General features: G+C 69.1%; 8 protein-coding genes. 5 read left to right on the top strand and 3 right to left on the bottom strand.

Annotated elements, in window-relative coordinates:
• The 5 genes from AC1DBQ_RS19060 to AC1DBQ_RS19040 form a co-directional block, all read left to right on the top strand.
• The coding region (locus AC1DBQ_RS19060) for a flavodoxin-dependent (E)-4-hydroxy-3-methylbut-2-enyl-diphosphate synthase (protein ID WP_476929998.1) at positions 1–533 on the top strand (533 nt) is incomplete at its 5' end.
• Positions 496–1,383, top strand: a complete 888-nt coding sequence (locus AC1DBQ_RS19055) for a GNAT family N-acetyltransferase (protein WP_476929999.1) — start codon at positions 496–498, stop codon at positions 1,381–1,383. The genes AC1DBQ_RS19060 and AC1DBQ_RS19055, both read left to right, overlap by 38 nt.
• A 434-nt stretch (positions 1,384–1,817) precedes the next feature.
• Positions 1,818–3,629, top strand: coding sequence for a proline--tRNA ligase (locus tag AC1DBQ_RS19050; protein WP_476929997.1), 1,812 nt, complete (start codon positions 1,818–1,820; stop codon positions 3,627–3,629).
• Between the two features lie 13 nt (positions 3,630–3,642).
• Positions 3,643–4,437: a sulfite exporter TauE/SafE family protein gene (locus tag AC1DBQ_RS19045; RefSeq protein WP_476929996.1), complete on the top strand. Its 795-nt coding sequence runs from the start codon at positions 3,643–3,645 to the stop codon at positions 4,435–4,437.
• A 99-nt stretch (positions 4,438–4,536) separates the two neighbouring features.
• A complete protein-coding gene (locus AC1DBQ_RS19040; protein WP_476929995.1) occupies positions 4,537–5,946 on the top strand; it encodes a pyridoxal phosphate-dependent decarboxylase family protein in 1,410 nt (469 codons plus the stop codon).
• Here the strand turns inward: AC1DBQ_RS19040 and AC1DBQ_RS19035 are convergent.
• From AC1DBQ_RS19035 to AC1DBQ_RS19025, 3 genes are all read right to left on the bottom strand, one after another.
• Positions 5,943–7,058, bottom strand: a complete 1,116-nt coding sequence (locus AC1DBQ_RS19035; protein WP_476929994.1) for an aminoglycoside phosphotransferase family protein — start codon at positions 7,056–7,058, stop codon at positions 5,943–5,945. The genes AC1DBQ_RS19040 and AC1DBQ_RS19035 overlap by 4 nt on opposite strands.
• 63 nt (positions 7,059–7,121) lie before the next feature.
• A complete protein-coding gene (locus AC1DBQ_RS19030) occupies positions 7,122–7,850 on the bottom strand; it encodes a VIT1/CCC1 transporter family protein (RefSeq protein WP_476929993.1) in 729 nt (242 codons plus the stop codon).
• A gap of 80 nt (positions 7,851–7,930) precedes the next feature.
• Entirely contained in the window at positions 7,931–9,196 is a 1,266-nt protein-coding gene (locus AC1DBQ_RS19025; protein ID WP_476929992.1) for a DUF4439 domain-containing protein, read from the bottom strand.
• Positions 9,197–9,299: the final 103 nt, after the last annotated feature.

Genomic DNA, 9,299 nt, shown 5'->3' with positions numbered 1-9,299 from the left:
GGCCGCTGCACCTCGGCGTCACCGAGGCCGGACCGGCATTCCAGGGCACCATCAAGTCGGCCACCGCGTTTGGCGCCTTGCTCTCCMGCGGGATCGGCGACACCATCCGCGTCTCCCTCTCGGCCCCGCCGGTCGAGGAGATCAAGGTGGGCAACCAGATCCTGCAGTCGCTCAACCTGCGCCCCCGCAAACTGGAAATCGTCTCCTGCCCGTCCTGCGGCCGCGCCCAGGTGGATGTCTACACGCTCGCCGAACAGGTCACCGCAGGCCTGGAAGGCATGGAGATCCCGCTGCGGGTGGCCGTCATGGGTTGCGTCGTGAACGGTCCGGGCGAGGCCCGCGAGGCCGACCTTGGTGTCGCCTCGGGCAACGGCAAGGGCCAGATCTTCGTGAAGGGCGAGGTCATCAAGACTGTCCCCGAGGACCAGATTGTTGAGACACTGATCGAAGAAGCCATGCGTATCGCTGAAGAGATGGGGGACGCCGATGGCGAAGATGCTGTCAAGGGTAGCCCCGTGGTTAGCGTCTCGTAGGGACGGCGCCGCTCCCGGCGTCGTAGTCCGCGTCCTCGGTGGCGCGGACACCGGACAATTGCTGGCGCTGGCTCATCGGGACGCCGTCGCCAATGTCTTTATCCTGTCGCACCTGGAGTCCGCGGGTACGGCATCCCCCACGGCGGGGGGCGCCAGTATCTTTGGCGTGTTCGACGGCGGCACGCTTCTCGGTGCCTGCTKGGCCGGCGCCAACCTGGTGCCGGTGCAGCTGGACCCGGACMTCGCCGGTGTCGTGGCCATGGCCGCGCAYCGTTCCGGGCGCCGCTACGCTTCGATTTTTGGCCCCGCCGAGACCGTCCTGGCCCTCTATGCGGCCCTGGAGCAGCTCGGCCAGTCAGCCCACGAAGTCCGCGACGACCAGCCCCTGCTGACCATCCAAGGCCCGCCCGCCGTCCGGCCCGAGCCCGCGCTGGGCTTTGGCMAGTTGGCCGACTTCGACAGGATCCTGCCCGCCTGCGCCGCGATGTTCGAGGAAGAAGTGGGCTACTCGCCCTTCCTCGGCGGCAGGGAGTATTACAGCCGCCGCGTCAAGAGCCTCATCCGTCAGGGCCATTCGCTCGTGCACCTCAACGCCGACGGCGAGGTGATCTTCAAGGCMGAACTGGGCGCCGTCACACCGGAAGTCACCCAGGTTCAGGGTGTCTGGATGAATCCCGAGTTCCGCGGCCTGGGCCTGAGCGCGGGCTATATGGCCGCCGTCGTCGTCCTCGCGCAGACCCTGGCGCCGGTCACCAGCCTGTACGTMAACGAGTTCAACACCAAGGCGCGCGCCACCTACGACCGTGTGGGCTTCCGCCAGGTGGGCACGTTCGCTACAGTGCTCTTCTAGCGTTCGGTCCGCCGCGGAGTTTCCACACTTTCAACGGCAGTCGCCGGGCCAGGAAAGAAATTATCCGGTTGCAGACTCTTGATTCCCGGCCCTGTGTCACATAGGTTCTACCTAGCCGTGTCGCATAGGCGCGCACACTCCCCGGCGCAAAGTCCGGGGAGGGCAACGCCTGGAGGCGACACCAAGTAGCTCACAGCCTGAGATCTGGGGGTGCYGGGGCCACGGAGCCACGCCATGACGGGATGACCAGCTGGAAACGGCCAGGGGCTTCCATCAGTCATGGCGTGGCTCTTCCACGTTCTTGCATGTCATGAGCGCTGCCGCCGCAGGGAGCTGCGGTAAGCGGGGGCCATCCGGACGGTAGATTAGTATCTAGATGCTTTTCCGGTTTTCCCGGCTATGCCCGCACTTCCCCAGAAACGGATACCCCACCTGTGGTCCTTCGACTCTCCCAGCTGTTCCTGCGCACCCTGCGCGAAGATCCCGCCGACGCCGAGGTGGCCAGCCACCGGCTCCTGGTCCGGGCCGGATACATCCGGCGGGCCGCGCCGGGCATCTACACCTGGCTGCCGCTGGGGCTGAGCGTACTGCGCAAGGTGGAGCAGATCATCCGCGAGGAAATGTCCGCCATCGGCGCCCAGGAAGTCCACTTCCCGGCCCTGCTGCCGAAGGAGCCCTACGAGGCCACCAACCGCTGGACCGAATACGGCGAAGGCATCTTCCGGCTCAAGGACCGCAAGGGTAACGACTACCTGCTGGCCCCCACCCACGAGGAAATGTTCACCCTGCTGGTCAAGGACCTGTACTCCTCGTACAAGGACCTGCCGCTGAGCATCTACCAGATCCAGAACAAGTACCGCGATGAGGCGCGTCCGCGGGCGGGCCTGCTGCGCGGCCGCGAATTCATCATGAAGGACTCCTACTCCTTCGACGTCGACGACGCCGGCCTGGACGCCAGCTACGCGGCGCACCGCGGCGCGTACCTGAAGATCTTCGAGCGTCTCGGCCTTGAGGTCATCCCCGTCGCTGCCACCGCCGGCGCCATGGGCGGGTCCAAGAGCGAGGAATTCCTGCACCCCACCGAGATCGGCGAGGACACCTTCGTGCGTTCCGCCGGCGGCTACGCAGCCAACGTCGAGGCCGTCACCACCGTGGTCCCCGCGGAGATCGACTTCAGCAACGCCCCGGCCGCGGAAGTCCGGGACACCCCGGATACGCCCACCATCGACACCCTCGTGGATGCCGCCAACGTGCTGGCTCCGCGCAGCGAGGCCGACGGCGGCGCCTGGACAGCCKCGGATACGCTCAAGAACGTCGTGCTCGCCGTGACGCTGCCGACCGGCGAACGCCAGATCGTCGTCATCGGCGTGCCCGGTGACCGCGGCGTCGACCTCAAGCGCGTCGAAGCCAACATCGGTGCGTTCCTGCCCATCGCCGGCGAGATCACCCTTGAGGCCGCCGGCGAGGAAGACCTCAAGAAGCAGCCGCTCATCGTCAAGGGCTACCTTGGCCCCGGCCTGTCCCTCGAAGCACCGCTGCTCGGCGCCGAGGGTGCCGCCAAACTGCTCTACCTCGTGGATCCCCGCGTCGTCAGCGGCACGGCCTGGGTCACGGGCGCCAATGAGGCCGGCAAGCACGTCTTCGGCCTGGTCGCGGGCCGCGACTTCGGCTGGGACGGCGTCATCGAGTGCACCGAGGTGCGTGCCGGCGACGAGGCGCCCKACGGCTCCGGACCGCTCGAAACCGCCCGAGGCATCGAAATGGGCCACATCTTCCAGCTGGGCCGGAAGTACGCCGAGGCCTTGGACCTGAAGGTCCTGGACCAGAACGGCAAGCAGGTCGTGGTAACCATGGGCTCCTACGGTGTCGGCGTGACGCGTGCCGTGGCGGCCCTCGCCGAGTCCAACCACGACGACAAGGGCCTGGTCTGGCCTCGCTCCGTCGCCCCGGCCGATGTCCATGTGGTGGCCGTGGGCCGCGGCKAGGAAATCTTCGCGGCTGCGGAAAAGCTGGCCCTGGAGCTTGAAGCCGCCGGCCTCGACGTCATCTACGACGACCGTCCCAAGGTATCCCCGGGCGTGAAGTTCGKCGACGCCGAACTCGTCGGCGTGCCGACCATCCTGGCCGTCGGGCGGGGACTCGTGGACGGGGTCGTTGAGATCAAGGACCGCCGCAGCGGCAATGCCGAAAACGTGGCCGTTGACAAGGCTGTTGACTACGTGGTCAACGCCGTCCGCAACAGCTGACGCCGCGTAGGTAGTGGTCTCAGGACTCGAGTCGATCCAGCTCGGTACCGTCATCCTGATCGTCGTGGCGGGTCTGGCGGCGGGCTGGGTCGACGCCGTCGTGGGCGGCGGCGGTCTCATCCAGCTTCCGGCCATGCTGCTGGTGCCGGGCATCAGCCCGGTGCAGGCGCTGGCCACGAACAAGATGGGCTCCATCTTCGGCACCACCACGAGCGCGGTCACGTACTACCGCCGCGTCCGCCCCGACTTGCGCACCGCCGTGCCCATGGCGGTGATCGCGATGGCGGGCAGCTACGGCGGTGCGGTGCTGGCCGCCAACCTGCMGGCAAGCGTATTCAAACCCATCATCGTGGCGGCGCTGATCGCCGTCGCGCTGTTCACCGCCTTCCGGCCCAACGTCGGTGAGCTGACCAGGCTGCGCCATTCGGGGCACCGGCACTATGTGGTGGCCTGCCTGATCGGCGGCGTGATCGGCTTCTATGACGGGCTGATCGGTCCGGGAACCGGCTCCTTCCTGATCATCGCGCTGGTCTCCGCCATGGGCTACGCCTTCCTGGAAGCCAGCGCCAAGGCCAAGATCGTGAACATGGCCACGAACGCCGGCGCCCTGCTGTTCTTTGTGCCGCACGGTGCCGTGCTGTGGGKACTCGGGTTGCTCCTGGGCATGGCGAACATGGCCGGCGGCTACATCGGAGCCCGGACAGCCGTCAAACAGGGGAACAAGTTCATCCGGATCGTGTTCCTTGCCGTGGTCGGAGCGCTGATCATCAGGCTCGGCTCGGATGTCTGGCAGGACAACTTCGCCTAGCACCCACGACTGCGCGCCCGCCTGCGCACGGGCCCGCAGACGGGAGCCCCCTCCCGCGGGGGACTCCCGGTCCGGTGGCCCCGKKCGTAGCATGCAGCTATGTCAGCAGGCGAGGAACGCTATCGGGATGCCCTCGAGGCCGCGGCCGGGCACGCACGCCAGTGGCTCGAGAGCCAGGGAACACGCCGCATCGGGCCGCAGGCCACCGCGGCCGAGCTCGCGGCCGATTTCGGCGGCCCCCTGCCCCAACAGGGCATGCCGGCCGCAGAAGTGGTGGACTATCTCGCGGCCAAGGCCGAACCCGGGCTGATGGCCATGCCGTCCGGGCGGTTCTTCGGCTGGGTCATCGGCGGCACTTTGCCGGCTGCGCTGGCGGCGGACTGGCTGGTCAGTRCCTGGGACCAGAACGCGGGGCTGCGCTTCGCCACCCCCGCCACCGCCGCCATCGAAGAAGCCGCCGGCAAATGGATCCTTGAGCTTCTGGGCCTTCCCGAAGAGTCCGACGTCGGCTTTGCCACGGGCGCCACCATGGCCAACTTCACCGGACTCGCCGCCGCCCGGTGGCGGCTCATGGTCGACGCCGGCTGGGACCTCGACGGCGACGGGCTCGCCGGTGCGCCCCGGATCCGCTGCTTCGTGGGGCAGGAACGGCACGACACCATCGACCTCGGGCTGCGCTACCTGGGCCTTGGACATCCCACAGTGGTGCCGTCCGACCGCCAGGGACGCATCATCCCGGCCGAGCTGGATTGCGCCCTGGACCTTGCGCTCAGCGCGGGGGAGGGCCGTCCGGTCCCGGCCCTCGTGTGCCTGCAGGCCGGCAACCTGCATTCGGGCGCTTTCGACCCCTTCGCCGAGGCGATCGCCGTCGCAAAAGCGCACGGCGCCTGGGTGCACGTGGACGGCGCCTTCGGGCTCTGGGCGGCGGCCGTGCCGGAGCTGTCCGCCCTGACCGCCGGGCTCCGGCTGGCCGACTCGTGGGGGACGGATGCGCACAAGACCCTCAACGTGCCCTATGACTGCGGGATCGCGATCGTGCGCGACGCCCGGGCGCTGCGTTCGGCGATGRGACTGCACACKAGCTACCTGATCCAGGCCGCGGACGGTGCCGGGGACCCGTTCGAGAGCGTCCCTGAGCTGTCCCGCCGTGCGCGCGGCGTGCCGGTGTGGGCTGCGCTGAAATCGCTGGGCCGCGACGGCGTMGCCGGCCAGGTCCGCACGCTCGTGCTGCGGGCCGCGCAACTAGCGGAACAGCTTGCCGCACTGGAAGGCGTCGAGGTACTCAACGACGTCGACTACACCCAGGTTTCCCTGGCCTTCGGGGACGACGCCGTGACACGTGCAGTGACGGAGCGGATCATCAGCGACGGCCGGGTCTGGATGTCCGGTTCGCGCTGGCAGGACCGCGATATCCTGAGGATTTCGGTGAGCAACTGGAGCACGGACGACGCCGACGTCAGAGTCGCCGTCGACGCCGTCCGCGACGCATTGGCGGCCGTGCGGGGCTAACCGGCCGCCGTTCCGGCTGCTTCCCCAGGCGCTTCTCCGGGGGCTGGGAGCTCCTGTGGAGCGGGCAGTCCGGGAAGGGTCCGGCCCGCCAGCGTGCTCGCCACCCACAGCGAACGCGCCAGATCGCCTTCATGATGTCGCTTAGAGGCATACCAGAGGGCGTTCTCTACCTCGCGCGCCAGGCTCCACTGCCGGGCGGCTTCGGCGTCCAGACCGGCTGCCTGGCTGAAATCCCGGCAGCGCGCGAGCAGCGCCCGTTCCGGGTCCTTCCGCGGTAACTCCCGGAGCCTGTTCCATAATACCGGGGCCACGGAAAACTCCGCCTCGCCGATCATGGGCTGCGGATCGATCGCGGCGTAACGGTCCACTAGCCCCGCCGGCTCCTCCTGCCCGATGCCGGCTTCCGGGACGCGGGGCCGGGCCAGAATGTTCAGGTAGTGCAGGTCCGCATKGACCAGCACGTCCGTGCCGGACCGCCTGCCCACAGCGCCGCGCGTCTGGMAGACCTCAAGCGCTGCTTCGAGCAGCCAGCGGGGGAACGGCTGCGCCAAGTGCTCCCATGTCTCGGGGAATTCATCGCTCCACTGTTCGGCACGCGCCGCCACCTGGTCGAATTCCTGCCACTCGGGCCGATCATCGGGGACGACGCTCAGTTCGCGGACCACCGCGCCCCACACCGGCACTGCKGTTTCCAGCGGGACGTCCTGGAGGGAGCGGCCGGCCTCCAGCCGCTCCAGAAGCAGGGCACAGGATCCGGCGTCGGCGGCCAGCAACCGGACGGCGCCGCGGCCTCCCCACAAGGCGAGGGCGTGGCGTTCCCGCGTGGCTTCCTCATGCGGAAAAGCCACCTTGAGGACGGCATCATTGCCGGCATAGCCGGCGTTGCCACTGCCGGTGGACTCATCCCCGTGCCGGCGCCGCACAGGGATGGCGACGCCGCCGTGACCGTTCCAGGGCAGGGCGCCCGGCGCCAGGTCCGGCACAAGCTCCCACTGGTCCAGACGTTGTCCGATCAGCCCGGGAAGGGATGCCAGCCAGTCGCGCCCGGCGGCCGTGCGGTTGTAGCGGCGGGCAAGATCGGGCGGGATATKGACGTCTGGGATCGGGCTCACGGGACCTATCGTAGATGCCCGGCGCGGCGCGGGGACGCGCCGGACCTGGTGKATGCCCGGGACTTAGACGATGCCGCTCGCGCCGAGCAGGTTGCCGATCACGAACGTGGCCACCAGCGCCGCGGCGCCGCCAATCACCACGCGGACGGCGGCTTTGAGCTTCGAGCCGCCGCCGATCCACGCGCCCACAGCACCGGTGGCCGCCAGCGCCACAAGCACGGCCACGAAGGTCAGCGGGATCCGGATGTTTTCCGGCGGCAGCAGGATGGCCAGCATGGGCAGGACGGCACCGATGAAGAACGCGATGGCGGACGCGAAGGCCGCGTGCCAAGGACTCACGATGTCGGTCTCGTCGATGTGGAGTTCGGCTGAGAGGTGGGCGCCGAGGGCATCGTGGGCCGTAAGCTCCTTGGCTACCGTGCGTGCCGTCTCCGGGCTKAGGCCCTTGCCCTGGTAGATCGCGGCAAGCTCCTCGAGCTCCTCCTCCGGCTGTTCTGCCAGTTCCCGCCGTTCCTTCTCGATCAAGGCGTGCTGGCTGTCCTTCTGGCTGCTGACTGACACATATTCACCGAGGGCCATCGAGATGGCACCGCCCACGACCGCTGCGGTGCCCGCAAGCAGGATCGCCCCGGTGTCTGTCGTGGCGCCGGCGACGCCCACGACGATCGCGGCGACGGAGACGATGCCGTCGTTGGCCCCCAGGACGCCCGCACGGAGCCAATTGAGGCGGTGCGCGATGTCATTGTGGTGGGGTTCGTTCTCATGAAGGGTTGCGGCGCCTGTCGTGTCCATGACTACAGCAAATCACCCGTGGGGCGGGCTGGCCAGTATCCCAAGGCTAAGCAAAATAAGCCGAGGCTTGGTTCCGTCGTTCAGCCGGCCGGCAATGACGGCAGCGACACGGTGTCCAAGCCGGGCAAGGCGCCGGGATCCGCACCCCAGAGCACTGCGCGCTTCGCGGAGGCGAGCAGGGCTGCGACGGCCCACTGCCGTGTCTCTCCGTCGCTCAGCGCAATAAGGTCCCCGTAGACCGGCAAGGCGGCCGCTTCGACGTTGCCGAGGCCCGCGGCGGGAGAGGCCAGGAAGGACTTGTTCAGCGTGTAGCCCGCCTCGCGCGGCGGAACTTCGGAGCAGTGCAGTCGGCCCAGGCTTTCGGCATCGCTGAGGAGCCCGTCGTGGCGCGCCAGTCCTTCGGCCGCAGCTTTCGCGGCGTCCCCGTCCAGCCGGGGGAGGGCCACCTGATAGGCGTAGATGGCCTGCGCTTCGGTCCGGGCGACCGCTGCCAGGGCGGCTCCCACGGCGGCATCTGCMCCGGGCGTCCCGGCTGCGCCGCGGGTGCCGCCCGCCCCGCCGTCGGGCGCGGCAGGGGAGCCCGTGGCGTMAGCAGACGCCTCCGGGGACTGCGCGCCCGCGGACTCGGACGGGCAGGTGCCGGACAGCTGCGGGGCGGCGACGTCGGGTGGCGCCGGCGCCGCCGTACCGGTGCCGGCCGCGAGCTTGGACGCCTGCAACAGCTGTGCGGTCCCCACGGCGGCCAGCAGCCGCGCCATGMCGCCGTCGGCGACGGCAGCGTCCGCGAGGCGCTGGCGGCCGCTGTCCGCAAGAGCGGTCACGAGCTCGGCGGCGGTCGCCGGCTGAGCCGCGGCGGTCGGTCCTGAAGTGGGCGTTCCGGCGCTGGGCGAACCGGTGGCGGAAGGCGCCGGTGCGGCGGGGGAAGGCGTCGGACCGGGGGGCGTTGTCAGAGCCGACTCTGTGGGCGAGGCGCCAGGCGCACCCGCGGGGCTTTCCCCCGGCAGGAGGAGGGCCTCGGCCTGGGCTGTCAGCAAGGTCACAGTCCGCTCGACGGCGGCATTTCCGGCACCCGCGGGGCGGTCTGCTGAACCGTCCGGGGACCCGGTCCCAAGCCGGCCGCCGGCCGCCAACAGCTGCTGGGTTTCGGTCAACGCGGCGGCGCGCGCCTGTTCGGAAAAGGGCGTCTCCACGGGTTCCGGTGGCCGGGCCGGCGTAAGCACCACCCCCAGGCTCACCACCCCCAGGGCGAGGCAGGCCAGGAGCGCATAGCGGGGGAGCATCCGGGGAAAGTGGTCCTGCCATCGCTTTTCCCGGGTGTCGTCGTTCACAACAGACCATGTTGTCATGCCGGCCCGGAACTCCGTGCACCACACCGCCCGGAAAATCGCTAGGCTAGTACTCACAACATCATCTAGCGGGAGGCGGCCGGCATCATGACCAACGCAGAAG

The sequence above is a fragment of the Arthrobacter sp. 10T413_2 genome (assembly GCF_056394205.1).
The sequence above is the reverse complement of the archived record's forward strand: the minus strand, read 5'-3'. Positions and strand labels throughout refer to the sequence as shown.